Annotated in this window: 18 protein-coding genes and 2 pseudogenes; 9 read left to right on the forward strand and 11 right to left on the reverse strand. The window is 69.3% G+C overall.

All coding sequences use genetic code 11. The annotated features are described in order from the left end of the window. Positions 1–14 precede the first annotated feature (14 nt). Together ACIBF8_RS27835 and ACIBF8_RS27840 are read right to left on the reverse strand one after the other, a co-directional pair. Positions 15–1,529: an endonuclease/exonuclease/phosphatase family protein gene (locus ACIBF8_RS27835; RefSeq protein WP_396786876.1), complete on the reverse strand. Its 1,515-nt coding sequence runs from the start codon at positions 1,527–1,529 to the stop codon at positions 15–17. A 319-nt stretch (positions 1,530–1,848) separates the two neighbouring features. Continuing rightward, complete coding sequence (locus ACIBF8_RS27840; protein WP_396786877.1) at positions 1,849–2,616, reverse strand: META domain-containing protein; 768 nt, start codon at positions 2,614–2,616, stop codon at positions 1,849–1,851. Positions 2,617–2,937: 321 nt separating this feature from the next. Between ACIBF8_RS27840 and ACIBF8_RS27845 the strand changes: the two genes are divergently transcribed. Together ACIBF8_RS27845 and ACIBF8_RS27850 are read left to right on the forward strand one after the other, a co-directional pair. Beyond that, complete coding sequence (locus tag ACIBF8_RS27845; RefSeq protein WP_396786878.1) at positions 2,938–3,060, forward strand: hypothetical protein; 123 nt, start codon at positions 2,938–2,940, stop codon at positions 3,058–3,060. A 406-nt stretch (positions 3,061–3,466) separates the two neighbouring features. Next, a complete protein-coding gene (locus tag ACIBF8_RS27850; protein WP_396786879.1) occupies positions 3,467–5,221 on the forward strand; it encodes a family 43 glycosylhydrolase in 1,755 nt (584 codons plus the stop codon). A gap of 100 nt (positions 5,222–5,321) precedes the next feature. On the opposite strand, the gene ACIBF8_RS27855 is transcribed toward ACIBF8_RS27850, so the two are convergent. Then, the gene (locus ACIBF8_RS27855; protein WP_396786880.1) at positions 5,322–8,033 is read right to left on the reverse strand and encodes an immunoglobulin-like domain-containing protein; all 2,712 of its coding nucleotides are present in this window, start codon (positions 8,031–8,033) and stop codon (positions 5,322–5,324) included. A 657-nt stretch (positions 8,034–8,690) separates the two neighbouring features. Beyond that, positions 8,691–8,840 (reverse strand): annotated as a pseudogene (locus tag ACIBF8_RS27860) (transposase); the annotation flags it as partial. A 364-nt stretch (positions 8,841–9,204) separates the two neighbouring features. Between ACIBF8_RS27860 and ACIBF8_RS27865 the strand changes: the two are divergent. The 3 genes from ACIBF8_RS27865 to ACIBF8_RS27875 all read left to right on the forward strand — a co-directional run bounded on the left by ACIBF8_RS27865 (position 9,205) and on the right by ACIBF8_RS27875 (position 14,687). Further along, positions 9,205–12,714 carry a S8 family serine peptidase gene (locus ACIBF8_RS27865; protein ID WP_396786881.1) on the forward strand — a complete coding sequence of 1,170 codons (3,510 nt, stop codon included), beginning with the start codon at positions 9,205–9,207 and terminating at the stop codon, positions 12,712–12,714. Between the two features lie 519 nt (positions 12,715–13,233). Beyond that, positions 13,234–14,463, forward strand: coding sequence for a cytochrome P450 (locus ACIBF8_RS27870; RefSeq protein ID WP_396786882.1), 1,230 nt, complete (start codon positions 13,234–13,236; stop codon positions 14,461–14,463). Next, entirely contained in the window at positions 14,460–14,687 is a 228-nt protein-coding gene (locus ACIBF8_RS27875) for a ferredoxin (protein WP_396786883.1), read from the forward strand. The genes ACIBF8_RS27870 and ACIBF8_RS27875 overlap by 4 nt, the downstream gene beginning before the upstream one ends. Positions 14,688–14,713: 26 nt before the next feature. Here the strand turns inward: ACIBF8_RS27875 and ACIBF8_RS27880 are convergent. From ACIBF8_RS27880 to ACIBF8_RS27895, 4 genes and pseudogenes are all read right to left on the reverse strand, one after another. Continuing rightward, positions 14,714–14,833 (reverse strand): annotated as a pseudogene (locus ACIBF8_RS27880) (serine hydrolase); the annotation flags it as partial. A gap of 6 nt (positions 14,834–14,839) precedes the next feature. Continuing rightward, entirely contained in the window at positions 14,840–15,661 is an 822-nt protein-coding gene (locus ACIBF8_RS27885) for an S-methyl-5'-thioadenosine phosphorylase (protein ID WP_396786884.1), read from the reverse strand. A gap of 40 nt (positions 15,662–15,701) precedes the next feature. After that, positions 15,702–16,253, reverse strand: coding sequence for a hypothetical protein (locus tag ACIBF8_RS27890; RefSeq protein WP_396786885.1), 552 nt, complete (start codon positions 16,251–16,253; stop codon positions 15,702–15,704). After that, entirely contained in the window at positions 16,246–17,613 is a 1,368-nt protein-coding gene (locus tag ACIBF8_RS27895) for a molybdopterin-dependent oxidoreductase (protein ID WP_396786886.1), read from the reverse strand. Before ACIBF8_RS27895 ends, ACIBF8_RS27890 begins: the two co-directional genes overlap by 8 nt. 115 nt (positions 17,614–17,728) lie before the next feature. Between ACIBF8_RS27895 and ACIBF8_RS27900 the strand changes: the two genes are divergently transcribed. Then, positions 17,729–18,790: an NAD-dependent epimerase/dehydratase family protein gene (locus tag ACIBF8_RS27900; protein WP_396786887.1), complete on the forward strand. Its 1,062-nt coding sequence runs from the start codon at positions 17,729–17,731 to the stop codon at positions 18,788–18,790. A 25-nt stretch (positions 18,791–18,815) separates the two neighbouring features. Here the strand turns inward: ACIBF8_RS27900 and ACIBF8_RS27905 are convergent, their stop codons facing one another. After that, a complete protein-coding gene (locus ACIBF8_RS27905; protein ID WP_396786888.1) occupies positions 18,816–20,228 on the reverse strand; it encodes a hypothetical protein in 1,413 nt (470 codons plus the stop codon). 145 nt (positions 20,229–20,373) lie between these two features. On the opposite strand from ACIBF8_RS27905, the gene ACIBF8_RS27910 reads away from it, so the two are divergent. The 3 genes from ACIBF8_RS27910 to ACIBF8_RS27920 are packed head-to-tail and all read left to right on the forward strand — an operon-like array spanning position 20,374 to position 22,567. Next, positions 20,374–21,048: a glycosyltransferase family 2 protein gene (locus ACIBF8_RS27910; RefSeq protein ID WP_396786889.1), complete on the forward strand. Its 675-nt coding sequence runs from the start codon at positions 20,374–20,376 to the stop codon at positions 21,046–21,048. Then, complete coding sequence (locus tag ACIBF8_RS27915) at positions 21,045–21,878, forward strand: TIGR04282 family arsenosugar biosynthesis glycosyltransferase (RefSeq protein ID WP_396786890.1); 834 nt, start codon at positions 21,045–21,047, stop codon at positions 21,876–21,878. Before ACIBF8_RS27910 ends, ACIBF8_RS27915 begins: the two co-directional genes overlap by 4 nt. Then, positions 21,875–22,567: a class I SAM-dependent methyltransferase gene (locus ACIBF8_RS27920; protein WP_396786891.1), complete on the forward strand. Its 693-nt coding sequence runs from the start codon at positions 21,875–21,877 to the stop codon at positions 22,565–22,567. The genes ACIBF8_RS27915 and ACIBF8_RS27920 overlap by 4 nt, the downstream gene beginning before the upstream one ends. Before the next feature lie 150 nt (positions 22,568–22,717). Here ACIBF8_RS27920 and ACIBF8_RS27925 read toward each other — a convergent pair whose 3' ends face one another. Next, positions 22,718–24,031, reverse strand: coding sequence for a ricin-type beta-trefoil lectin domain protein (locus ACIBF8_RS27925; protein ID WP_396786892.1), 1,314 nt, complete (start codon positions 24,029–24,031; stop codon positions 22,718–22,720). A 343-nt stretch (positions 24,032–24,374) separates the two neighbouring features. Continuing rightward, positions 24,375–26,807: a non-reducing end alpha-L-arabinofuranosidase family hydrolase gene (locus ACIBF8_RS27930; protein ID WP_396786893.1), complete on the reverse strand. Its 2,433-nt coding sequence runs from the start codon at positions 26,805–26,807 to the stop codon at positions 24,375–24,377. Positions 26,808–26,955: the final 148 nt, after the last annotated feature.

A 26,955-nucleotide genomic window follows, 5' to 3' on the forward strand; every position in this document is an offset into this window, starting at 1 on the left:
GGCGGGTGGGTGGCTCAGTTGACGCGGAATGTGGTGAGCACCGCGGCGTGGTCGGAGGACCAGGCGTTGGCGGACGGGTTGGACTGGGACGGGGTACCCGTCCACAGGGCATCGGAGGACAGGACGGTGAGCGGACCCCGGTAGTGGATGAAGTCGATGCGGTCCTGAGGCTCCGGATCGCCCCGGTGGGAGTCGTAGCCGTATCCGCCGGTGAAGGTCTTGTAGACCGGGGACCAGGTGTTACCCGGATCCCGGGCCGGGTCGGGCCGGGCCTGACGGTAGGAGTCGACCATGCCGGCGTTGGCGGGTGCCGTGGAGGTGGGCCAGGCAACGGCACCGTAGCCGCAACGGGAGTTCGTGGCCGTCCAGTCCAGGTGCGACGGGGCGTTGAAGTCGCCGGTCAGCATGACCGGCGTGGTCGGGGACGCGGCCAGGTCGGCTTTCATCGCGGTGAGGATGCTGTTGATCTGGCCGGTCCGGCCGGCGGAGGCTTCCCGGCTCATCAGCTGCTGCACGCTCAGGCGGCCGAAACAGGCGTCGTAGGGGCCGTACGGGGTGTAGCCGAGATGGGCGCTCCAGAGTCGTAGGCTGCGGGAGCCCAGGTTGATTGTGGCGGCGACGGCCGAGCCGGCCACGGTGGGCGTGGTGGCGGTGATCGGGTAGCGACTCAGGACCGCGGTGTCCGGGTCCTGGAAGTACGACCAGCCGAGCGCGGCGGCGAGTGTACGGGCGGCGCCGCCTTCGTTCTCTTGAATGCCGACCACGTCAACGTCACGTTCGAGCAGGAACTTGAGTTCCTTCTCCAGCCCGTTCGAGACCGCCGTGCCGCCGTGCCACAGGTTCCAACTCAGCGCCCGTAGCTGCGGGACGAGCGCGCCGGACTGAACGCGGATGGTCACCGTGGCGGTGGCGGTGCCCGCGGCCGTGGTGGCGCGCACGCCGAGCGTCGTGGTGCCTGCTGCGGGCGGCGTTCCGGTGATCGCGCCCGTGGCGGTGACCGTCACCCACGATGGTCCGGAGGTTTTGGCGAAGGTCAGGCCGGTGGTGTCGCCGTGCACGAGCCCGCCGACCGTTGCCGAGTAGGCGGTGCCGGCCTTGGCGTTGCGCAGCGTGAACGCCGCGGTGGGGAAGCGCGGGGCGCCGGTAGCGGTCAGCCGCACCGGAACCGGCTGGGCCAGCCAGGTGTACCCGTCGTTGTACAGGTAGTAGAGGATGTATGCGCCCGGGGCGAGGCCCGCGGTGGGCAGCGTGCCGGAGCCGCTCGCCGACGGCGTGTAGACCCACTTGGTGGAAGGTCCGACGTATTTCTCCTGGACGGGCCCGTTGCCGGGGTCAGCGTAGAGCCCCACCCAGTTCATCGCGGTATGGCGCGGAGTCGTGTAGCTGAACCGGATGTCGGAGCCGATCGTGACCGACGCTGCCGCGACGGTCAGGGTGCCATCGGGTGCGGCTAGAGCGGGCCGGGCAGGCGAGAGGAGCACCGAGGTGGCGGCGAGGACGGCCGTCACCCAGGCCAGGATGTGACGCATCAGAACTCCAGAGATCGAAGAGCGGCCATTTCGCTGATCATCGGCGTCAGGTTCTGCCCGCAGCATGGCCGCGCGTGAACAGCCGGTGAAAACGCAGCCGAACAACAGCTCACGGGATCCGGTCGAGCAGGGCGACCAGCCGCATCGCGGGGCAGCAGTCCGGCTTCAGGTCCGGCCGGGAGTTGGCGGCGCAGGCCGATCAGGTCCAATACGGCTGAGAGCGGGCTGAACACGGCTGCTCCGGGTCCCCGGATGGCCGGCTACGGATACCCCACGGCCGGCATGACCTTCGGATTCAGGACGTTCACCTCGATGGCGTTCAGTTCGTGGGGGATAGCCGTCCTGTTTCGTCGCCGTCGGCGTCGAGAAGCACGAGAACCTTGCCGTCGAGACCGGCTCGCCTGGCCGTCGTGAGCCATTGCCCGATCGGCACGCTGTGGGCGCAGAACGTCAGCGTGGTTGCTCTCGGGGTGGCGAGCAGGGTGCCGCCGGCAGCGGTGATCCACCGACCGCTCTGGTCGTTGCAGCCGTCGGATCCGTGCCACTCACCGTCTGCGGTGAACTCCAGGTAGGCCGCCTTGTGCCCGCTTGCGGGCGCCCAACGGCCCACCGGCTGACGCTGGTCCGCGGGTACGAGCGTCGCCGGTAGTGCGACGGCGGGTGCCAGGGCCCGTCGAGCTTCGTCGGTGACCGTCGGCGGTTGCAGCACGGAGTCGGCCTTGTCGGGCTCGGGGGTCGGTCTCGCCCCGGGGATCAGCCGGGCGACCGCTTGCCCTCGCCCGTCCAGGAGTACGGGGTGGCCCGTGCCGTCGAACTGGTATGCGGTCACGCTCCGTAGCCACGGGGGCGTCTCTTGACTAGCCTTCGCGCAGCCAGGGGTGCCCTCGACGACGGCGGTGGAAGCCGACGAGATGTCGGCGAGGAAGACACCTTCGTCGTTGGCTCGCCAAGACCCGCCCAGGGTGCCGCAGTGGCTGCCGATCAGGTGCAGCTCACTGTCCGCGAGGCGCAGGATCGTGCCAGCGCCGGGGTCGGCAACGTCAACGAGCGTCCAGGAGCCGATCAGCCTCTCCGGCGCCAACGGCACCACAGCCCCCGTGGCGCCCCCGACCGGCGGCTTTGGGACTGCGGACTCCGGGGAGCCCTGCCTCGCGCACGCGGTGAGCAGCACGCCCACCGCAACCAACGTCGCGAGGCGACGCCGATGTGCCGTTCGGCTTCTCATGCTGCTTCTCCCAGCTTCTCCGGCCACCTTCGGCGCCGCGCTGCACGACACCGGGCGAGGAACAGACACACCCCTTCCTACCAACGGCTGGTATGAATGTTGGATGCGCCCCGCGTCCATGACGGCACGCTGTCTTCAGCCCGCCGGACACGGATCGTGGTGGGCCCTGGTCATGATGGCAAGGTGACGAAGCTCTTGGACTGGATCGGGCGCCGCCTGGCCCTCTCGTTCACCGCCAGCGCACTCGTGGCACTCGGGTCGATGTGGTTCATCGCGGCGTTCTACCGGGCGCCGGCCGTTTCCTGACACGGCGACGTCGAGCTGGACGGCGATGTCGAACCTTGGGAGCATATGCAGGTCGCCGCGCCCGTAGCGCGGGATCGCGTTTGTGTTCTAAACCGGCATTCTGGCAGCTCGCCCTGGTCGCGTCACATTGACGCTCTTGACACGCTGCCGATGGCATCGTTAACATCATCGCAACATTGTTAGCGCTAACAGCCGTTGATCGATGGTCCGGCTTGGACGAGACCGAGCCGATGGACGTGTGCGCTGGAAGCTCAACCGGTCGAGCGGACAAGCCTTTCTCCCACCCTTCGTGCATCGAAGGATGCCTCACACCCAGCAATTAACCCACGCCCGGCCGGTCATCCGGAAAGTCGGACACTTCTGCCCGTTGTTAGCGCTAATACGCCTAGACGGAAGGTAGGACCTGATGGTTGTCGAGTGGGCTCCCGGCAAACGACGTCGAGGTTTAGCGGCTATTGGCCTTGCTCTCGTGGTCGGAATGGGGGTGGGTCAACTGGCACCGATCGTGCCGGCCTCGGCGGAGAAGCCCGTGCCGCCGCCGGCGCCGGGCGTTGGACCGCAAACCCCGTCCGCCAAGGTGCCACTGGCCGGTGTGGACATGACCCAGACCTACGTGAACCCGATCAATCTGCCCGGGATGGCCGTGCGCAACATCGTCGGGACGATGCCGCCCACCGACGAAAATGTCGCAAACACGTCGCAGATCCCGGCCAGCTTGAACCTGGAGACGTGGACGGCAGCGTCCGGGAGGACGCTCGCAGGTCGATCCACCGTCGGTTTCACCAGGATTTCGGAGAACTCCGCACGGACCGGGGCGGACTGGTCCGCGCTGAACGTCGACGGGACCATCTATCTCTATGCGTCAGGTGCCATGCAGAATGCACCGAACAACAACCGCACTGTCTGGTCCACTACCGACTACCTCACCTGGACGCCCCATCGGATGAACCTGGGCCTGGTCGCGCCAACCGTCGTGCAGCTCGGCGACAAGTTCTACATGGCCGGCAACAACACGCCGGTCTATCAGGCGGACTCTCCCACCGGGCCGTGGACCAGCATGGGGAGTTTCCTGCGCCCGACCGGCCAGACCCTGAGCGTTGGCGACGTGCAGTTCTTCCTGGACACGGACGGTCGACTGTACTTGACGTACAACATCGGCTCACCGATCATGGGCGCCGAACTCGACCCGAACAATCCTCGGCAGCTCATCAGCGACCCGGTCGTGCTCTGGACTTTTGACCCGCGCCAGGAGTGGCAGCACATCGGTGACAACAAGGCGACCTACACGCATGGGTACGTGGAGGGTTCACAGCTGTTCAAGGTGAGGGACACGTATTACCTCTCGGTCGCGTCCGGTGGCACGGAGTTCACCACGTACGCGACCGGCGTGATGACGTCGGACAAACCGCTGTCCGGCTTCAAAGTCACTCAGCAAAACCCGATCGGATACGGAAACAACCACCCGAGTGCGGTGTATCCGAACGCTGGGCACGGCAGTTTCGTACTCGACAAGTCCGGCAACCTGGTGTTCTTCTACACCTACGTCATCGCGTACGAGGAGTTCTTCGAGCGGCGACTGGGAATGGACATCTGCAACGTGATTCCCGCCGGCCCGAAACGGGGAGCAATCGATTGCGAGTTGTCCAACACGCCGCAACTGGCCCCTGGGAAGAAAATCTCGGGCAGGGACGACGTCGGACTCTACAATGTGGCCACCAACAGCCAGGCGTACTGGGCAAGCAGCTACGCGCCCGGGCGCAACCCTTACTACGGAGGGGACCGCTCCCTATCCACGTGGTGGGAGCCGGCTGACAGCGATACCGCGCCCACGTACATCAGGGGCTTCGGGACCGTATTTCACATCTCCGCCGCGCAGATCCAGTGGAAGGAACTCGGGCGCACGTTCACCGAGGACAACGCGGTGCAGTACACGCTGGAGTACAAGGATATCCCCACCAACACGTGGCGGCCCCTGGTCGACAGGAGTACGAACACCACCGCGTACACGGCTGAGTACGTCACCTTCGACCGGGTGCTGACGAATGCAGTCAGGTTGAAGGTCCTGGGTACGACCGAGACCGTCAAGGTCGGAGTCCACGAACTCAACGTGTTCGGGGAGAACTACAACCTGGTGGTCGAGAAGGGCATGATCACTCCATAGGCCGGTTGCTGAGCATGCAGTAGGGAGCGGGCGAGATCGATTGATCTCGCCCGCTCCCTACTGTGGCGCGTTTCAGCGGGTCTCGACGTCCCTCTGCTGGCTACCGCACCGTCAACTTCTGGTAGGTGGCGGCGTAAGGCCGGTAGGTCGGGTTGCCGGAGTAGGCAACGTGGACCCGGTAGGCTCCGGGGCGCAGATCGGCGGTCCGCAGTTCGACGACGGCCTTGCCGGCCACCAGCGGCACGACTTGCGCCGTGCCGCCGAAGGTGACGGTGACCTCGCCGGTCGGGGTCGGAGCGTGTTGCTTCGGCCCGCCCGCCGGCTCAACAGCCACGTTCAATCTGAACGTTCCCCCGCGGACAACCGACGCCGGTGCGGCTTTCGCCTGGACCTTGACGGCGGCCGGGCCGGAGGGCACCTCGAACGACGCCGTACCCTCCGACGCCTTCAGGTAGTCGAAGCCGAGGTACTCGGCCTTGACCGTCCGAGCACCCGCCGGCAGACCCGTCGGCAGCGTGACCGTGGCGGCGCCGTCGCTCAGGTGGGCGAGCTTCGACCACGAGCCGATGCTGAACCGCACCTGACCGCCGGTCTCGAACCCGTCAGCCGCCCTGACCGTGGCGGTGGCCGTGGTCGTCTGGGCGCCGCTCGCGTGCGGCTCGACAGCCACCTCGGTGGTGGTCGTGACGTCGCTGTTCGGGTTCCCACGGATGTCGTTCCACTCGCGGACGGTCAGCGGGATCACGGTGCCGTGACGCGGACGGACGACACCCGCGTTGGTCATCGTGATCGCCTTGGCGTTCCAGGTCGGAGCCTCGACATTCTCGTGGCACGCGGCCTGGTACCCGCCTCCGTTCGTGTACCGGTCACCCCAGAGGTAGAACTGGCCGGGGCAGGAGGTGTCACCGGGGTTGGCCTTGAAGATGACCGGTCCCTCGTACCCCTGGTTGGCGACCCACGTCGTGCGCCCCAGAGCCGGCGCGACCAACGTCCAGTTGTCGATGTTGTTGTCCAGGAAGTCGGTGTGCTTCTCCGAGAAGATATCCGAGCCCTGGTTTCCGGCCTCGTTCTTGGTCACCCGGTAGTAGTAGTCACCGACCCGGATCGCGGTCGTGTCGATCCGCGACAGCGGGGCCGGGTCCTGCCAGACCCGCGGAGCGGAGAACGTCTGGAAGTCTCGCGTCGTGGCGTACCACATCTGCGCGTTCCCCTGACCGGTGCGGTTCACGGGGTTGCTCCACAGCGACTGGGCCCAGAACACGACGTAGGCGCCGATCTCCTCGACCCACAACGACTCCGGTGCGAAGGCGTTGCCCGCGTTGTCGGGCGCGACCTTCACGTGCCGCTGAGGGGTCCAGTGCACAAGATCGTGCGACTCGAACACCTCGATGTACTGGGTGTCATTAATGGCGTACCCGCCCTGGTCGTACCAGTTCAGGTCGGTGGCGATCATGTAGAACGTGTCGCCATCGGGTGAGCGGACGATGTGCGGGTCACGAAGCCCCTGGTCGCCCAGTTGGGAGATGAGTGACGGCCGACCTCCGGTCAGACCGGTCCAGTCCAGAGCGGTGTTTCCGTTGGATGTCGCGAACATGATCTGCTCGCCGTCGGCAATCCCCTCGCCCTTGAAGTACCCCATGAAGTACCGCTGGTACTCCTCGGAACGCGGCATGGCGGCGATGGTCACCGGGAACGACTTCTGCTGCGAGGCCATACCCTTGGTGATGGTCGCCGTCAGGGTGGCGGCAACATCCTCATGGCCGAAGGCCGGGCGGGTGACCTCACCCGTGGGGGTGACGAGGCCGGTGGTCGATTTCCAGGTGATCGTGGATCCGAACTCGCCCTTGGCAGCGAGGTCGAGGTTTCCGCGTACCTCGTCGGTGGCGTTCAGGGCCAGGTCGAAGGTGTCACGGTCAACCGCCCGCGCATCGTCGAACTCGGCCTTCACCACGACGGGGATCTCCCGCGTGGTGACCTCCTGGGTGCCCTTGCGAACAGTCGCCGTGAGCGTGGCTGTCGCGTCGGGCTGCCCCTGCGCGGGCCGGCTGATCCTGCCGGTCACCGCAACCTTGCGTGCGCTGGCAAGGGCTGGCGGGGTGTAGACCTCGACGACCGACGGGTCCGAACTCGTCCAGGTGATGGCCGAGCCCGCCACGGAGCCCACCTTGGGCAGAACGATGTCGCGTACGACCGCACTGGTCAGGCCGAGGTCGATGGCGGCGGCGTCGGCGCGAACGCCATCGGAGACGGTCCTGCCCGCCAGGATGAGGGTCTCGTCCAGACTCACAGCCCGGTCGTACACGCGGAAGTCCCGGATCGATCCGCGGAACGAGTAGTGGCCCGAGGTCTGCGAGCGACCGAGGAAGTTGCAGTTGGTCCCCGCGGCGTTCACCGACGGCGCCGTGGTCAGGTCCGTCGATGTCGCGTGCAGCACGCCGTCGAGGTAGAGCCTGCCGGTCCAACTCGTCCCGTTCGAATTCAGTGACTGGGTGTAGGTGACATGCGTCCACGCACCCTCAAGCATGCGGACCCGGTTCTGTTGCAGGTTCGCCGGACCCACCGCCACGCGGAACCGCTGGGTGTTCGACGCGAAGATGGAACCCTGGGCGCCGGTGTCGACGTCGCACGAGCCGGACTTGCGGCCAAAACCCCACATCTGGTGCTCGCCGACGTTCGCCGGGTCGATCCACACGTCGTAGTCGACGGTGAGGTTGGACATGCCGGCGGTGATGTCGTTCGGCAGCGCCACGTACGCGCCGTCGAGGGCGCTCTCGTAGGAGTCGGGGTTGAACCTGACTCCTTCGCCGGTCAAGGTCGCCTTCTCTGGATTCACGAGCGTGGCGTTCGCCGCCGAGCCCGCGCTACCCGAGTTGACCAACGTCGTCCCACTGGTCTCGTCAAGGGCGAAGTGGTGGACCAGACCCGCATCGAGCTGCTCCTCGGCAGCGTGCGAGGGCGTCGCCGCGAACGAGACCGAGAGAAGCGCACCCAGTGCCAGGACCGCGACACCTCTACCCCCCCGACTCCGCCCGAGACGGGGCCTTCCCTGTCGCAGTCTCAATGGATCCTCCTTGACCGGGTGGGGCTCTCTCTCAAGTGGAGGGAGGCGTTAACGCTAACTACGGGGTGCTGCCAGGTCAACGCAGTGCGTGCGGCCCGAGGCCACACCGTCAACTCGCGGTCGTGCCCGCGCAGAAGTCCTCACCTGGCGGTGGCCCGGGTCGGACCGGACGGGCCGGAAGGGCTGCGCCCCTCGGACCGCGATTCGTATCCACCGCCCGCCCGGCAGGTCCACGATCTCCGCGAGCAGGGGCTGATGCCCGACCCGGACTGATCCGACCGGTGGGGATCGGCGCACCGCGCAGTGCACGCGCTGGGACGGGCGGCCGTCCCCGCTTTACGTCATCGTGGATTTACTCATCACCCGTTCATGTCACGTACGCGTGCACCTGAGGGCCTCCGCGACCCCCCGACGCTGCCGCTTCTTGACGATCTGGGGTTCGAAGGTGCCCGCCTGATCCTGTGGCACGGCATTCTGCGCCGGCCCGGTGCTGTTGGTCAGTACCGTCCTCGAGTGGGTGCTGTTGCGGATATTGCCCGTCCCGGCACCCGACAGGTCGGGGGTCGGCGATGCCTGCCAGCTCAACCGTCCGTCCGTGCCCGCCCATCGCGAAACATTCAAGATCCACAGCCGAAACAAACGGCCGGAACATTAGCATCTGCCTTTGCTGTGTTGATCAACTTGAGGAATCGTGTTGCTACTTCCACGTCTTCGCGGACGAGGGTCGATAGCGCTGTGCACCGCGCTCGCGGTGCTCGCCCCGTCGCCCGCCCTGGCCTCGCCCGGCCCCGCTGCCCCCTCGGCCTCATCCGCCCTCCCGTCTGCCTCACCCCCGGCTCCCGCGACCACCTCCACCGTCACCCTGATCACCGGGGAGAAGGTCACCGCCACCAGGCTGGCCGACGGAAGTCTCAGCCCTCAGGTGCGAGACACCGAGGGTCGGCTGACCGGGTTCACCTCGGCCCGGGTAGGAGGGGACACCTACGTCTACCCACACGGCGTGCTGCCGTACGTGAGCGCCGGGCTGCTCGACACGCAACTGTTCAATCTCTCGGAGCTGCTGGCGGACGGGTACGACGACGCGCGGCGCGACCAACTTCCGCTGATCGTCACCTATGACGCCGCCGCCCGTTCCCGTAGCGCCTCGGCGCCCGCGGGTGCCCGCAACGTGCGCAGGCTGGACAGCATCCAGGGCGACGCGCTGAACGTCGACCGATCGAAGACCTTCTGGTCCTCGATCACCGGCGGCGGGGAGGCGACCGCCCGTTCCACCGGCAGCCGGCTCGCACTCGGCGGCGGCATCGCGAAGATCTGGCTGGACGGCAAGGTCGAGGCTGACCTCGCCGACAGCACCGCGCAGGTCGGCGCCCCCCAGGTCTGGGCATCCGGGAACACTGGCAAGGGTGTCGACGTCGCCGTCCTGGACACCGGCATCGACATCAACCACCCCGACCTCGCCGGCCAGATCGCCGCCACCGAGTCCTTCGTTCCCGGCCAGACGGTGAAGGACGTCTACGGTCACGGCACGCACGTCGCCTCCACCCTCGCCGGCACCGGTGCGGCCTCAGACGGCAACGAGAAGGGCGTCGCCCCGGGTGTGCGGCTGCACGTCGGCAAGGTCATCGGCGACGACAACGCCGGCCAGGAGTCGTGGATCATCAGCGGCATGGAGTGGGCCGTCCGCGACCAGCACGCCAAGATCGTCAACATGAGCCTCGGCGCCGACCCCACCGACGGTACCGACCCGATGAGTGTGGCGCTCAACGAGCTGAGCGAGGAGACCGGGGCGCTGTTCGTCGTCTCTGCCGGTAACGCCGGTCCCGGCCAGTACACGGTCGGCACCCCCGGCACCGCAGACGCCGCGCTGACCGTCGGCGCCGTCGACGGCAACGACACCCTCGCCGACTTCTCCAGCCAGGGCCCGCGACTGGGCGACCGGGCCCTCAAGCCCGACCTCACCGCCCCCGGAGTCGGCATCCTGGCCGCCCGCTCCCAGGACTCCGCCGGCGAAGGCTGGTACCGCCTCGGCGACGGCACCTCGATGGCATCCCCGCACGTCGCGGGTGCTGCCGCGCTGCTGGCCGCCCAGCATCCCGAGTTCACCGGGAAGCAGCTCAAGGAAGCCCTGGTCAGCACCGCGAAGGCGGTCGGTGGGCTCAACCCGTACCAGGGCGGCAACGGCCGACTGGACATCGCCGCGACCACTGCCGCGTCCGTTGTCGCCACCACCAGCGCCGACTTCGGGTACCCCGAGTGGCCGACCGCCCCCGAGGGCACCGCCGAACGGGAGGTCCGTTACACGAACCTCAGTGACAACGCTGTCACCCTCGACCTCGCGGCGACCGTCGACGGCGGCCCGGAGAACCTCTTCACCCTGTCGTCCCGGCAGATCACCGTCCCGGCGCGCGGCGTCACCTCGGTGACCGTGGCCACGGACTTCGACCGCGTACCGGCCGACAACCCCTTCTCGGGCTTCCTCACCGCCACCGACGACTACGGCACGGTCCGCACCCGTACCGCGCTCGCCATCGGTCGTGAGGGCGTGCGCCACCGCCTCACCTTCAAGGCCAAGGACCGCAGTGGCAAACCGACAGGTGGAGATCTCCTCCTGCTCGGGCAGGACAACACCGTCCTGCAGCAGCAGATCGACGCCACCGGCACCCTGGAGCTGCGGCTTCCCGCGGGCACGTACGCGGCGTGGCTCAAGACCGAGGTCGAGGGCGCGAACGGGCCGAACTCGCGGGGGCTCGCGGTGCTGCCGGTACCGGAGATCACCCTCGACCAAGACCGCACCGTCGACTTCGACGCCACCAAGGCCCGCCGGGTCACGCTGACCACGCCGCAGGAATCAACCGTGGACGGTGCCCGCCTCGAAGTGTCTCGCGAATTCGGCGGCAACGTCTGGACCGACGGATGGTTCCTGGATTCCGCGCACGACAGTGTCTGGGTGCTGCCCACCGATCGCAAGGTCACGACGGGCAAGTTCAGCTTCAGCACCGAGTGGCGCACGGTGCAGCCCGCACTGACGGTGACGGTCGACGGCCATGACTACGACGACCTTCGGGTACAGCGGGCCGGAACGCCGCTGCCCCAGGGCAATCAACACCTCGACGCGGTCTTCGCCGGCGACGGGGACAGCAGCGGGTACACCACGCTGAACGCCCGTGGCAAGGCCGCCGTGGTGCGCCGCAACGACGCCGTACCCGTGGAGAAGCAGGCCGCGTCCGCGGCGTCTGCCGGCGCCCGTCTCCTGCTCGTGGTGAACGACAGCACCGGGCGCCTGACGGCGTGGCCGGGTTCGGCATGGGCGCCACAGGACCCGCCGCCGGTCACCGTGGCCACCCTCAGCCGGGACGAGGGCGAACAATTGATCGCCCGGATCAAGCGCGAGAAGCGGGTCCGGCTCGATATCACCTCCCACCCGACCACCGAGTACGTCTACGACCTGATCCGCGACTACACCGGTGCGATTCCGGCGGATCTTGCGCAGCGGGTCACCTCGCGCGACCTGGCCCGCATCGACATGTCCCTGCGCAACTGGCGTCCCGGCCGGGCGGTGGAGACTCGCAGCGGTGTTACCGCGTCGGGATCGACAATCGGCCTCGAATACCACGAGGTCCCAGCGCGCGGCGAACGCACCGACTGGGTCAGCGCCGGGACGCGATGGACCACGAACGTCACGCTGCCGGATGAGCAGATCCAGCAGACGGCACCCACCGCCTACCGGGCCGGCTCGGTCCAGCAGGAGCGGTGGTTCGGCCCGGTGCAACGGCCCCGGCTGCTGACGACCAGCAACGTCTTCCGGGGGGACGGTGACGCGATCTCCGCACTGATCCCCGGCTGGGGCGACTCGGGCACCGCGCACGAGGGCAGCAACCCCGGCAACCTGGCCGTCGACAACAGCCTCCGGCTCTACCAGGGCAACAAGCTCGTCGGCGAGGCAGACCGTTCCCAGCCGATGTTGAGCAGCAGCGTCCTGAGCCCGGAGCCGCTGCCGTACCGACTCGTGTCGGAGAACAAGCGCGACGGCTGGGCCGGGCCGTACTCCACCGCCACCAGGACGGAATGGGGCTTCACCTCCGCCAGGATCAAGCCTGGCGTCCTGTGGTGGGAACCGTCCCTGATCCAGCTCGACTACGCCGTCGACACCGATGTCGACGGCAAGGCGAAGCGCAACGCCGAACTCACCGTCACCCCGGTGCATTTGCCAGGGGCGACCGAGGCGTCCGCCATCGGCACGGTGACGGTGGACGTGTCCTACGACGACGGTGTCACCTGGCACCACGCCAAGCTCAAGCGCAAGGGTGACGGTTGGCGTGCGCGGATCGACGCCCCGCGTACGGCAGGTTTCGTCACCCTGCGCACCACGGCCCGGGACGCCCGGGGAAACAGCGTCGAGCAGAGCATCACCCGGGCCTTCGGCCTGCGGTGAGCTGGGGCGGCGGGTGGGGGCCGTCATCGGTCGCCTCCCGCCGCCCGCTTGCGATCGACCCGGCGAAGACGCCAGCACCGAGGTCCGTCACCGGTCGAGGGACGTCTCCACGGCGGGCCACCCGCAGGTCCCCACTGGGGTCTACCTCAGCCCGCCCGCCATCCTCGAACCCGGAACCCGCACCGGGACGTACCAACGGGGGACCACGAGGCTCATCACCGGTGCCGACGGTGCGTCCCGGATCTCCGGGGACGACCTCGCCGTCGCCGTCCTCGACGAGCTGGAGAGTCCGGGCGGGGACAAACACTTCACCCGTGGATGAGATTCACGCACGCGTGCCGCGTACGGACGTGGAGCAGTCTCCATGGCGATCATCGACATCTATCGCTACGATCCGATATCGAATCATTACCGAGCGTCGATGTGTGCTGTCCGCGAGCCCCTGGACGCGGGCAATCGGGCGCCGCTACGACGTGGTGCCAGCCCGATGATCACGCCGTCTCGACGAAGGGAACCCGGATGACGGAGAGCGCGCAGACCACCGAGAGCCGCACCGTTCCGCCCGCGCGGCCGTACCCGTTCAGTGTGCCCGACCGCCTCGTCGTCGATCCGACCTATGGCGAGCTGCGCGAGAACGAGCCGATGACCCGGGTGAAGCTCCCCTACGGCGAGGAGGCGTGGCTCGCCACCCGGTACGAGGACGTGCGTACGGTCCTCGGCGATGTACGGTTCGGCCGCGCCCCGGCCGTGCAGCGCGACGAGCCCAGGCTCACCCCGCGCCAGCAGTACAGCGGCATGCTGACCATGGACCCGCCCGATCACACCCGGCTGCGCCGGTTGGTGGCGAAGGCGTTCACGGCACGTCGGGTTGAGGCGCTGCGGCCCCGAACGCAGGAGATCGCCGACGCGTTGGTCGACGACATGCTCCGGCTCGGTCCTCCGGCCGACCTGGTGGAGCATGTCGCCACGCCGCTGCCGATCCAGGTGATCTGCGAGTTGCTCGGGGTCCCGTACGCCGACCGCGACCGCTTCCACATCTGGTCCGAGGCGATCGTCTCGACCACCTCGCTGCCCGTGGAAACGATCGAGGAGTACCTGAACAATCTCTGGGGCTACATCGGCGCTCTGGTCGCCGAGCGCCGCCGCGACCCGGGGATCGACGACCTGCTCGGCGCGTTGGTGCGGGCCCGCGACGAGAATCAGGATCGGCTCAGCGAGACCGAGCTGGTGGAGCTGGCCGCAGGGCTGCTCGCGGCCGGCCACGAGACCACGGTGACCCAGATCCCCAACTTCGTCTACGTCCTGCTGCACAACCCGGACCAGCTCGCTCGGCTGCGGGCCGACCCGTCGGTGGTGCCGGCCGCGGTCGAGGAGTTGCTGCGGTACGTGCCGCTCGGCGTCGGCTCCTCCTTCGCCCGGTACGCCAAGGAGGACGTCGAGGTCGGCGGGGTGCTGGTCCGGGCCGGTGAGCCGGTCCTCGGCTCACTGTCGTCGGCGAATCGGGACGGAACCGTCTTCACCGACCCGGACCGGCTGGATTTCGACCGCGAGCAGAACTCGCACCTGGGCTTCGGGCACGGTGTCCACCACTGCGTCGGCGCGCAGCTGGCCCGCATGGAGTTGCAGGTCGCCGTCGCCACCCTGGTGACCCGCCTACCCGGGTTGCGCCTCGCCGTACCGGAAGCCGAGCTCAAGTGGAAGCGGGGCATGTTGGTGCGGGGCCTGCTCGGCATGCCGGTGGCCTGGTGAGCACCGCGTGGCGGATCGGGGTGGACTCGCGCCGCTGCATCGGCACGAGCATCTGCGCCGGCACCGCGCCCGAACACTTCCGCCTGGTCGGCGGCCTGTCCACGCCGCTGGCCGACGTCGTCGCCCCGGCCGAGGTCATCCTCGACGCCGCCGACTCGTGCCCGGTGGAGGCGATCACGGTCCGCGACGCCACCGACGAGCGGCTGATCGCGCCGCAGGAGTGACCCGAGATCGAGCCCGGGCCACGAGCGAGCGCGGCGACCGCGTACGACTGCCCGTGGGCATGATCCACCACGCCTACGTCGTGGCGCAGGTGCAGCAGGGCGCCGGTCTTCGACGACCAGCGGGACGCGTCAGAGGCGAAGGCGGGGATGTGTCAGGGCAGGGTGATCGGGAGCGGCACACCCTCGTGGCCCCGCTCGCAGGCGCAGCCGAACGGTTCGGGTGGCAGCGCCGGAACCGCCTGGTAGAGCACCTCGCGTAGTCGCTCAACATTCGCGGCGAAGATGCGTAGCACCTCAGCGTGGCTGACCGCGTCGGTCGCGTCGACCCCGGCGTCAAGGTCGGTGACGAGGGCGATCGGGGTGTAACACAGCTCAAGTTCACGGGCGAGGACCGCTTCCGGGTGCCCGGTCATATTGATCAACTGCCAGCCCTGGTGGGCGTACCACTGTGACTCCGCCCGAGTGGAGAAGCGTGGGCCTTCCACCACCACCATCGTGGCGCCAACGACGGGTTCGAATCCGACGTCGCGGGCCGCGGCGGCGACGACGGTGCGCCCATTCGGGCAGTACGGGTCGGCGAACGACGTGTGCACCGCACCGTCGTCGAAGTAGGTGGCGGCCCGTCCGCTGGTCCGGTCGACCAGCTGGTCGGGGAGGACGAGCACCCCGGGGGCCAGCGTCGCGGTGAGCGATCCGACGGCGCAGGGTGCGAGGATCTGGCGTACCCCGAGCGCGCGCAGAGCCCAGAGGTTGGCCCGGTAGTTGATTCGGTGCGGGGGGTACCGGTGGTCGGTGCCGTGCCGCGGCAGGAACGCCACCGCGCGGCCGTCGACGTGCCCGACGGTGACCGGGTCGGAGGGGCGACCGTACGGGGTGGAGACCTCGACCGCCGTGCCACCGTCCACCAGTTGGTAGAGGCCACTGCCGCCGATCACGCCCACGTCGGCCCGGGGCAGGTCCGCGTACCTCGTCATGCTCGTGCCTTCCTGGGGACAGCGACGGGGAATCACCCGTTCAACGCGTGGAGGCGTCGACGCGTCGCCAGCGGATCTGCCGCACCAGGTACCAGACGCCGCTGACCAGGAACAGCGTGGCGGTGATTGCCAGCCAGCGGGCCAGGTACGGCTGCTGATTCTGACCGGTGGCCGCGAGATAGGTCTCCCGGCCCTGCCGCAGGATGCCCGGGAGGTACACCAAGAACAGCAGGCCGGCGGCGAGTGCCGGCACCCGGATGTGGTTCAGGGGTGAGGGTCGTCGCAGCGGCGGCTGCCCGGCGCGAGCCGGCATCCGGTGGTGTACAGCCGGCGGCAGGCCATCTCCGTCGGCGGGACCGGAGTGCCTGAGCGCGCCGCGCAGCAACCGGTCGGCCGATGCGTAGATCGGAAAGAGGATGAGGTCGTGGGCGACGGCTGCGCCGACGAACCAGAGCAGCATTCGACCCGCCGTGGCCTCTTCGCTGAGTCGGAGTGCGACCCAGCCGGTGAGGCTGAAGCAGGCGATCATGACGACCAGGTGCTGAAGGGACGATCCGTAGGCCGCCTGGAATCGGGGGATGGGCTCAGCCATCGGCGCCGGTCCGGAAGGTGATCTCGGTGACCCATTTCGTGCAGTGCACGCCGGGCAGGGCGGGCACGATCACCCGGGCCGGAAATCCGTGGTCGGCCGAGAGATCGGCACCGTTGACCCGCAGCGCGAGCAGAGAGTCGGCGTCGAGCACCTGGTTGGCCTGGAGCGTCGCCTGGTTGAACAGCCCGGACTTCTCCAGTGACCGCACCCGCGCCGACGCCGGATCGTCCACACCCACCAGGGCGGCGAGGTCGCGCAGTCGTACGCCGGACCAGGTTTGTCGGGTCGACCACCCCTCCACGCAGGCGATCGGCAGGCGGGCGGTGTGCTGGCCCATGGCGAGCAGGCGGGGACGGTCGAGGGTGACGAGGCGGCCGCCGCCGCGCACGGTCAACCGCCACCGGTGCCCGGTCTCGTCCGGTTGAATGCCCGCCGCCGCGGCGGTGCGGTTGATCGGGAAGCCGTTCGGCCCGGTGCCGGGCTCACGTCCGCGCGGCAGCAACAGTGCGGTGCGACGCCAGCGACCGTCGAGGGTCTGCCCGATCGTGAGGGCGCCGAGCAGCAGCGACAGGCCACCAACCAGGGCTATCATGCCGCGTCGGCTCATCGTCGGCGCGCCGGGTGCGGTGGCTACCAGGTCGTCCGGATCGGCGGGCTCGGGTCGGGTCTCGGCACGTGGGGTACGCAGTTCGGCCCGCAGGGGCTGGCGCTGCCCCGGTCGGCGGCGGTCTCGCAGAGCCGGCCGGGATCGGAGTGCGCTGACCAGCCGGGGCAGCTTCAGTGTCACGTGTGCCACGAATGCTGCGATGAAGACCCAGGCTCCGAAGTAGTGGGCGGTGTAGAAGTCGAAACCGAACAGGTACGCGTACTGGATGTTGAGCAGGCCGGTCGCGATCTCGAAGAGGATGCCGCCGACCAGCAGCAGCAGGGACAGCCGCTCCAGCACCTGGGCCAGCGAGCGGGCCGGTGGCCAGCTGAAGAGCTTCGGGATGACCGACCAGAGCTTCGCCAGCACCACGGGAATCAGGACGATGCCGAGCGTCACGTGCAGCCCCTGGGTGACCCGGAACAGCCAGGACGGCCGAGTCGGCCAGTCGAACGGTGGCAGCCGTAACCAGCCCACCTCGCGGGGTAGGGCCTGATCGAACTGTGGGCCGTAGGCGGCGTAGTCGAGCAACCCCGTGATGATGACCAGCGGGAGTCCGACGAGGAGCGCGGCGCCGTAAACGGCGGTGAGCCATGGACCACGCAGCGGGCTGCGCCAGCGGTCCCCGGCCAGACCGGGGATCGGTGGGGGGTGCCGTTCCAGGGCACGCCACCACCGCTGCGGGAAACCCGTCTGCCGGTCCGTTACGCCCATATCCCGCGACGCTAGACGCCGCCGGCGGCAAATTTGGTGCATACCGGGATACCGATCGCCTGGCAGGCGGGCGAAGTGACCTCGACCCGGCCGAGCGCGGTCTACGGTCACCGGGATGCGGGTACTGCTCACCGGCGCGGCCGGTTTCATCGGATCGCAGATCGCCGACCTGCTCGTCGCCGAGGGCCACGACCTGGTGTCGCTCGACGCGTTGCTCCCCCAGGCGCACGGCGGGGAACTCCCCGAGTGGTTCCGGCGGCACGACCCGGTGGTCGGTGACATCCGGGACGCCAGCCTGCTGGACCGGCTACTCACCGGTGTGGACGCGGTGTGTCACCAGGCGGCGATGGTCGGCCACGGGCTGGATCCGTCCGACGCCCCCGACTACGTGAGCCACAACGACTACGGCACGGCGGTGCTGCTCGCCGCGATGCACCGGGCCGGTGTGACCCAGCTGGTGCTGGCCAGCTCGATGGTTGTCTACGGCGAGGGTCGATACGTCTGCGCGACGCACGGCACGGTACGGCCCACCGCCCGCAGCGTCGCCGACCTGGCCGCCGGCCGGTACGAGCCAACCTGCCCGGACTGCGGGGGCGACCTTTCGTCAGCTCTGGTGCCCGAGGACGCGCCGCTCGAGCCACGAAGCACGTACGCGGCCACCAAGCTTGCCCAGGAACACCTGGCCGCCGCGTGGGCGCGGCAGACCGGTGGAAGCGTTTGGGCGCTGCGTTACCACAACGTCTACGGTCCCCGGATGCCCCGGGACACCCCGTACGCGGGGGTGGCTTCGATTTTTCGGTCCGCACTGGCGGCGGGCCTGCCGCCCAGGGTGCTGGAGGACGGCCGGCAGCGCCGCGACTTCGTCCATGTCACCGATGTCGCCCGGGCCAACCTGCTGGCGTTGACGGCCTCACCACCGCGGGGTCTCGTGCCGGTCAACGTCTGTTCCGGCGAGCCGCACACGGTCGGTGAGTTGGCCGTCGCCCTCGCTGAGGCGATGACCGGGCCGGCGCCGCTGATCACCGGTGGCGGGCGGGCGGCCGACGTCCGACACGTGGTCGCCGATGCCCGGCGGGCGGCGGAGCTGCTCGGCTACACCGCCCGGGTCGGGTTCGCCGAGGGGGTGGCCGCCTTCGCCACCGATCCGTTGCGGGACCCAGCCGCCCTCTCTGTCTGAGACCGTCGTGCGGCCCGTCGGCGGATCAGGACACCGTCCAGAGCAGGTGACTGACCGCGAGAGCGGTGAGCACCTGCCCGGCCAACCAGACCCGTCGGGCCGGCGAGGGCAGGTGGGCGGCGGCCACCAGCAGCCAAACCACGAACGGTAGCCAGATCCGTTCCACCTCCGCCTTGCTCAGTCCGGACACGTCAGCCGCGACGACCGCCAGCACGGCGGCCAGCGGCAGCAGTCTCGTGGGCCCGGCTCCCCGCAGGGCGTCGAACCAGGCGATCGCCGGGCCTCGGTCAGGCCCGCGCCATCGCCTCGCGACGGTCCGCGCCGGAGCGTCCGACGCGAGCGCGGTGCGGAGCAGTGCGGGCCCGAGCGCCGGGCCCGCACAGAGCAGAAGCGCCGCCACGTTCGCCCACACCCAGTAGCCGTACGGGCGATCAGCGGCCCAACCCTGGTGATACCGCTCAACGACCAGGTGGTAGCCGTCCAGCCACCAGAAACCGGCCAGCGTGAACGCGGCCACCACCGCAACGGCCCCGACCAGTGCCGCGAAAAGCGCCGGCCACCGGTCCCGCGGTCGCAGCACCACCACCGCCAGGGCCAGGACGCCGACCAGTACGAAGCCGTACGACAGGTAGAGGGCGCAGCCGAGCAACAGGCCCCCGACCGCGGCAGCGACCAGTCCGCGCACCGCCAGCAGGGCCAGCCCCGCGGCGACCACACCGGTGAAGATGCCATCGGCCGAGACTCCCACCCAGATCGCGCCGGGCAGCAGCACCAGGAACGGCAGCACGCGGCGGGCGGCTTCCACCGCACCGAGTGCCCGCAGCGTCACCGGCACGGACACGGTCACCGTCGCTCCCACCAGCACGCATGCCGCGGCGGCGGCGGTGGGACCGCCGAGGCCGATCCGGTCCAACCCGACGAAGAGCAGCAGAGCCCCCGGTGGATGGCCGGCGGTGTGGGTGGACCACGCGTCCGGCTGGAAATCGAGGATCCGGGCGCTGAAGCCGACCAGCATGGCCGTGATGTCGGTGATCCCGGGCACCTCGTGCAGGTATTCGGCCTGCGGGGTGAGTCGCCGGGTGAAACCGGCCGACCAGCCGTCCACCAGCGCCAACGACATCGTCCAAGCGACCGCCGCGAGGTAGGCCGCGACGAGCAGCCGGCCCCACCCGGCGGTCCGGGCCCACCGGACGCCCCAGCCGAGCACCCCGGTGGCGACCAGCAGCGCGGCCGGGGTACCCCAGCCCAGGTGCGGACGCCAGATGGCGTAGAGCGGCGCGGCGTCGGCGTGCAGACCGACACCGTGCGCGTTGAGTACCGCGCCCACCGCCACCGCAGCGGCGACCAACGCCACCTCGACGCCGAGCACCACCAGGTCGGCGTCGACACGCCGGGCGGGCACTTCCGGTCCCCGGCGCAGGGGCGTGAGGACTTTCATGACGACCGGACGGTACGGCTGCCGCCGGCCCGGCGGTGTGAAAACAGCCAGGACATCCCCGTTCGATAAGCGGGCGAAGCCGGCAAGGACGCTGATGGCCCGATTTCGTCTACCTCGGCGGGTTTCGCGTCCTAGCGTTTCCGGTATGCCAGCACTGATCGACGTGGTACTGCCGTGTCTGGACGAAGCCGCGGCACTACCCGGCGTACTGACCGCTCTGCCGTCCGGTTACCGGGCCATCGTGGTGGACAACGGCTCCCGGGACGGCTCGCCGGAGGTCGCGGCCCGGCACGGCGCCCGGGTCGTCCACGAAGCGCGCCGGGGGTACGGCGCCGCCGTGCACACCGGTCTGGAGGCGGCCGAGGCCGCACTGGTCTGTGTGCTCGACGCCGACGGCTCGTTCGATCCCACCGAACTCCCGGCACTGGTCGCGCCGGTGGCCAGCGGATCGGCTGATCTGGTGGTCGGTCGTCGTCGGCCCGTCGCTACCGGTGTCTGGCCGTGGCATGCCCGAGCCGGCACCGCGTTGATAGCGGCGCTGCTGCGGCACCGGGGCGTACCGCTGCGCGACCTCAGCCCGATCCGGGTGGCCCGCCGTGAAGCGCTGCTCGGCCTCGGAGTCACCGACCGCGCCTTCGGATACCCGTTGGAGCTGCTCATCAGGGCAGCAGCTGCGGGCTGGCGGATCCGCGAGCTCGACGTGCGGTACTCGCATCGAGCCGCCGGCACCCGGTCGAAGGTCTCCGGCTCGGTACGCGGCACGCTGCGCGCGACCCGGGACTTCGCCGGGGTCCTGCGCACGGTGGAGCGATCGCGGTGACCGTCCTGCTGGTGATGGCGAAGGCACCCGTGCCGGGGGCGGTGAAGACACGTCTCTGCCCACCGGCGAGCCACGTTCAGGCGGCCCGGATCGCCGCCGCAGCACTGCTGGACAGTCTGGACGCCGTACGCGCCACGCCCGGCGTGACACCCGTCCTCGCTCTCTCCGGTCGGCTGACCGACGCCGAGGAGGCCGCCGAGCTGGCCGCCGCGGTCGCCGGTTGGCAGACCCTGCCGCAGCGCGGCACCGACCTCGGCCACCGTCTCGCCAACGCCCACGCCGACGTGGCTGACGCCTACCCGGGTCGACCGGTGCTCCAAATCGGCATGGACACGCCACAGTTGACCCCGGCGCAACTCGATGCGGCCGTCCACCGCCTCGCCCTGACCGACGCCGTGCTCGGCCCTGCCCTTGACGGCGGGTGGTGGGCTCTCGGTCTGCGTGACCCCCGGCACGCCGCCGTGCTGGCGGCCGTGCCGATGTCCACCGCACTGACCGGACACCACACCACGGCGGCCCTGCGCGAGCAGGGCTTGCGCGTCGATTCCCTACCCCTACTCCAGGACGTCGACGAGTGGGCCGACGCGCTGGCGGTGGCCGCGTCGACTCCCGGCGATGCGTCGGCGTGGTCGATCGATGTGACTGCCGCTGGTCGTCCTGGGCAGGCCGCGGCAGGCTTGCCCGGGCAGCCTGGGCAGCCTGGGCAGCCTGGGCAGCCCGGGGGCCAGGAAGCGGCCCACCTGGAGGCCCGTCCGGTTCGGCACGGCCGCCGCTTCGCGCGCCAGGTTGCGACGGTTCGGCGCAGCCTGACGCCCGGGATTCCGCGATGAGCCGCGTCGTTCGAGCCAGATCGACCGAGGCGTTCGGCAGCGCGTTGCGGCGCCGCACCCACGACCACTGGCTGGTGCACGGCGACAACGGTTGGCGCACCCGCCTGCCGGTACGCCGGTGGCACGGCCCTGCCGAACCGGCGGTGGCCGCACTCGTCGCCCGGTGCGTCGGGCCGACTCTCGACCTGGGCTGCGGCCCGGGCCGGCTCACACTGGCACTCACCCGGGCCGGGCTGACAGCGGTCGGAATCGACATTTCCGCGCGGGCGGTGCGGTTGACCCGAGCCCGAGGCGGGATCGCCCTCCAGCGGGATGTCTTCGCCCCACTGCCCGCAGAGGGACGCTGGGCGCACGTGCTGCTGATCGACGGAAACATCGGCATCGGCGGTGACCCCGTCACCCTGTTCGGCCGGTGCCACGACCTGCTGCGCCCCGGCGGCACCGTGCTCGTCGAACTCGAACCACCGGGCCCCGGATTGTGGCGCGGCCAAGCCCAACTGGCCATCCAGGCCCCCGGCGGTGGTTCGCGGCTCGGGCCACTGTTCCGGTGGGCCCGGCTCGACATCGTGGCGGTCAGCGGGGTGGCCGCGGCCGCCGGGCTCACGGTACGCGAGGTGTTCCGCCGCGATCGCCGTTGGTTCGGCGAGCTGACCACGGACAATTCTGGCGCGGCCACACCGATGACGTGAGGTCGGCGCCAGGCGCAGCCGTCGAGACGTGGGCTGCGGCTGCGGTGCGTCGGAGTGCGACCCAGCCGGTAAGGCGGAAGCGGGCGATCATGACAACAGGTACTGATGGGCGGGCCCGGCGTGTCGCCGAGCCCGCCCATCTTCCGTTCGTCAGGTGAGGGGTGTCAGCCGGAATTGTTGGTTGGTTTGACCGTGGCAGTCGTAGAGCTGGATCTGGGCTCCGTTGTTGGTGCTCCAGACGTCCAGGCACCGGCCGGACTGCACGCCGGTGATGGTGCCGTTGGAGTTGATGTTCCATTGTTGGTTGGTTTGGCCGTGGCAGCTGTAGATCTGGACGGCGGCGCCGTTGCCGGATCCTGCCGCGTCGAGGCACATGTTGCCGTAGACCTGTAGTTGCTTGCCGGAGGTGTAGGCCCAGGTCTGGTTGGTTTGTCGGTTGCAGTCGTAGAGCTGGACCCGGATGCCGTTGGTGCGGGAGGCGTTGGGGACGTCGATGCACCGGCCCGACTGTGTGCCGATGATCTGGTTGGTGGAGCCGGGTGGCGGGGTGGTGGGGGTCGGCGTCGGCGTACCGGTCGGCGGCGGCGTGGTCGGCAGCAACGGGCACGTGCTGCGGTAGGTGACGACGCCACTGTTGTCCAGCAGCGGGCAGAGGAACTGGCTGTACCGGGCGTCGTTGTCGATGAACATCTTGACGAACGGCAGCATGGTCCGGACCATCACCGGGTTCGACCGTCCGACCATGAACCCGTGATCCGCGCCGGCGACCTCCAGGTAGACGCTCTCCGTCGTCGTCGGGAGGCTGTTGTACAGGCCGGTGGCGTAGGACGGGGTGACCACGGTGTCCGCCTGCCCAGCAAAGATCATCGTGGGCACGCGGTCGTTGGCCAGGTTCGACGACGGTGAGTACGGCGCGATGCCGACCACTGCCTTCAACGACGGCCGCCGGATGGCAGCGCTCAGCGCGCCACCGCCGCCCATGGAGTGACCGGCGACCGCCAACCGGTTGGGGTCGACCCGGTCGCGTACCGGGCTCTGCTGCGTCAGGTAGTCCAGCGCGGCGAGCAACTGGGTGCCGCGGGCCGTGTCGAAGTCGTTACGGCTGTTGGTCTCGATACCGATCACGACGAAGCCGTGGGAGGCCAGCCACGGTCCCATCCAGGCGAGTTCGGCGGAGAACAACGCGGTGTAACCCGGCGAGATCGCGATGGCCCCGAAGGTGCCCTGGCTGGTGTCGGTCGGGTAGTAGATTCTGCCGCCGTTGAAGCCGTACCCGGTCGGGACGCTGACCGACGTGTTGGCGAAGGGGCCGTTCACGGCGGTGACGCTGGACTGGGTGGGGTCGGGGCCCCGCTGGTACGGGTTGTCGGCGGCCGACGCCGAGCCGGTCGCCACGGTGATGGTGAACAACCCGACCGCGGCGGCGATCCCGGCCGCGGCGAGTTTGAACAGCCGTCCGCGCAACGGGGAAACCCGCTCAGCACGGGCGCTCCCCGAGGGCGGGGGGTGGTGGGCATCTCCTCGCACTGTCGTACCTCCTGGTGCTGGGTGGGGGAGGGAGGGGCGGGGGGGGGGCCCCGCCGCGCCCCCCCCCCCCCCCCCCCCACCCCCCCACCCCCACCCCCCCCCCCCCACCCCCCCCCCCCCCCCCCCCGCCGGGCCCCCCCCCCCCGCCCGGCGGCCCCCCGCGGGGGGGGGGGGGGGGGGCCCCCCCCCCCCCGGGGCCCCCCGGGGGGGGGGGGGGGGGGGGGGGGGGGGGGGCCCCCGCCCCCCCCCCGCCCCCCCCCGCCCCGGCGATATCCGATCGTCAGCGTTGCAGCGTCAGCAGACCCGGCCGGTACGGCAGCAGGCCGTAGTCGCCGCCCGAGCTGGGGGAGCGCCCTTGGTAGAGCAGCCGCAGGTTGCAGGCGTCAACAGTCATGGTCTGATCGGCGTTGCTGCGGATCAGCTCACCGTGGCTGATGTCGTTGGTCCAGGTGGCGCCGCTGTTGGCCTTGCCGGCGAACGGGTTGCTCTCGGACGCGGCCTGCGGCGTCCACGTACCACCCAGGCTGGTGGCCGTGAACGACCGGAAGTAACGCCCGTTCGCGCCGATCGCCTCGACGAGCATGAGGTACTTGTTCTGGCCCTGGAGCTTGTAGACCTGAACCCCTTCGAACAGGTTGTTCGTCGAGTCCGTCATGATCGTCGTGTAGTTCGACCCGAAGCTGCCCGGGAAGTTCCCGATGGGCATGCTGGCCCGGTAGATCCTGCCGTTGTCCCCGGCGAAGAACAGGTACATGTTCTGGTCGTCGCCGATAATGGCCTGGTCGATCGGGCCGGTGCTGGAGTTGGAGATGCTTCCGGTGAACAACGTCTGCGCCGACGACCAGCTGTTCACGTTGGTCGGATCGGTCGACGTCCGGTACGAGAAGGCCGGCCCACCCCACTGATAGGCCAACACCCAGAGGTTGCGCGGCGCGAAGTAGAACAACGACGGGGCCACCGCCGCGAACGGCATCTGATTCTGCGACGCCGAACCCATCTGGTTCCAGTTCGAGAAGAGACCGAAGTTCATCGAACCCCACGTCGTACCCGTGTCGTGCGTCGTCGCGTAGACCAGCTGCTGGCCGTTGTACGGCGCGTGGGTGAAGTCCTTCAGCGACACCCACCCCGACCTCGGCTGCGCGAGCGCGCCCGTCGACGACCACCGGTACGAGGAGGGAAGGTCACACGTGCCACCGGTCGGCGGCGGCGTCGTCGGTGTCGGCGTGGGCGTCTGGGTGGGGCCGCCGAGGGAGGCGAGCCGGAACTGCTGGTTGCTCTGTCCGTGGCAGTCGTAGAGCTGGACCTGGGCGCCGTTGGCGGTGCTCCAGACGTCCAGGCACCGTCCGGACTGCACACCGCTGATGGTGCCGTTGGAGTTGACGTTCCACTGTTGGTTGGTCTGGCTGTGGCAGCTGTAGATCTGGACCGCCGCACCGTTGCCGGTGCCCGCCGCGTCGAGGCACATGTTGCCGTACACCTGGAGTTGTTTGTTCGACGTGTAGGTCCAGGCCTGGTTGGTTTGTTTGTTGCAGTCGTAGAGCTGGACCCGGGTGCCGTTGGTGGTTGCGGCGTTGGGCACGTCGATGCACCGGCCGGATTGCGTGCCGACGATCTCGCTGGCGGAGCCCGGTGGCACGGTGGGGGTGGGACCCGGCGTGGTGGGTGTCGGAGTGGGGCCGGCGCTGTTCAGCGCCTCCAGGGTGGCCGTGTAGGCGGCCTTCTTGTTGCCGTTGCACTCGAAGAGCAGCGGGGTCCCACTGGACCGCCACGAGTCGCAGTCCCGCACCCCCCACACGGTGACCCCATTGCAGCGAGCCACCGCCAGGCAGTCGTTGACCACGTTGCGGTAGGTGTTGGCCTGCGTCGTGCCGGAGCCCTCGATGTCCAACTCGGTGATCTGCACGTCCACCCCGAGGGCGGAGAAGCTGGACAACGTCGTGCGGTAGTTGCTGTTGTACGGCGAGTTGGCGTTGAAGTGGGACTGGAACCCGACGCAGTCGATCGGCACGCCACGAGACTTGAAGTCGCGCACCATGTTGTAGACGGCCTGGGTCTTGGCCCAGGTCCAGTTGTCCGTGTTGTAGTCGTTGTAGCAGAGCTTCGCGTTCGGGTCTGCCGCGTCGGCGGCGCGGAACGCCGCCTCGATCCAGTCGTTGCCGGTACGTTGCAGGTTTGAGTTACGACGTGCGCCGCTGTTTCCGTCCTCGAACGCCTCGTTCACCACGTCCCACGAGTGGATCTTGCCGCGGTAGTAGGTGGCCACCCGAGTGACGTGGTTGAGCATCGCGTTGCGTAGCGCGGTGCCCTCCATGCCCTGCATCCAGCCCGGCTGCTGCGAGTGCCAGGCCAAGGTGTGGCCCCGGACTTTCCAACCCCGGGAGGTGGCGTGGTTGACGATCCGGTCCGCGTTGCTGAAGGTGAAGTTGTTCTGCTGCGGCTCGGTCGCGTCGATCTTCATCTCGTTCTCGGGAGTGACGCTGTTGAACTCCCGGTTCAAGATCGTCGTGTAGGCGCTGTCGCCGAGCTTGTTCGCGGCGACGGCGGCACCGAAGTACCGGCCAGACTGGGCCGCAGCGGCACCGAGGGTCGTTTCGGCGGCCTGGGCGAGATTGGGCAGCAGGGACACGACGAGGGCCGCAACTATCGCGACCGTTCCGGAAACACTGACCGCCCATAGTCGTCTATTTCGGGCGGGACGGGTACGGGAATTCATGCTGATCCTCCGGTGGTGGCGCAGGAAATCTCTGTCCTGTTCGGGTGGAGACCTCGCTCAGATGGCGGCGGTCCCGATGGTGAGCCCGCCCGGCCGGGCGGAGACTCGGGTCAGGCGTCCGCCCGGGAGCGAGTTCGCTCGGGTCGCC

It is taken from the genome of Micromonospora sp. NPDC050276 (genome assembly GCF_044459545.1).
In the GTDB taxonomy this organism is placed as follows: domain Bacteria; phylum Actinomycetota; class Actinomycetes; order Mycobacteriales; family Micromonosporaceae; genus Micromonospora.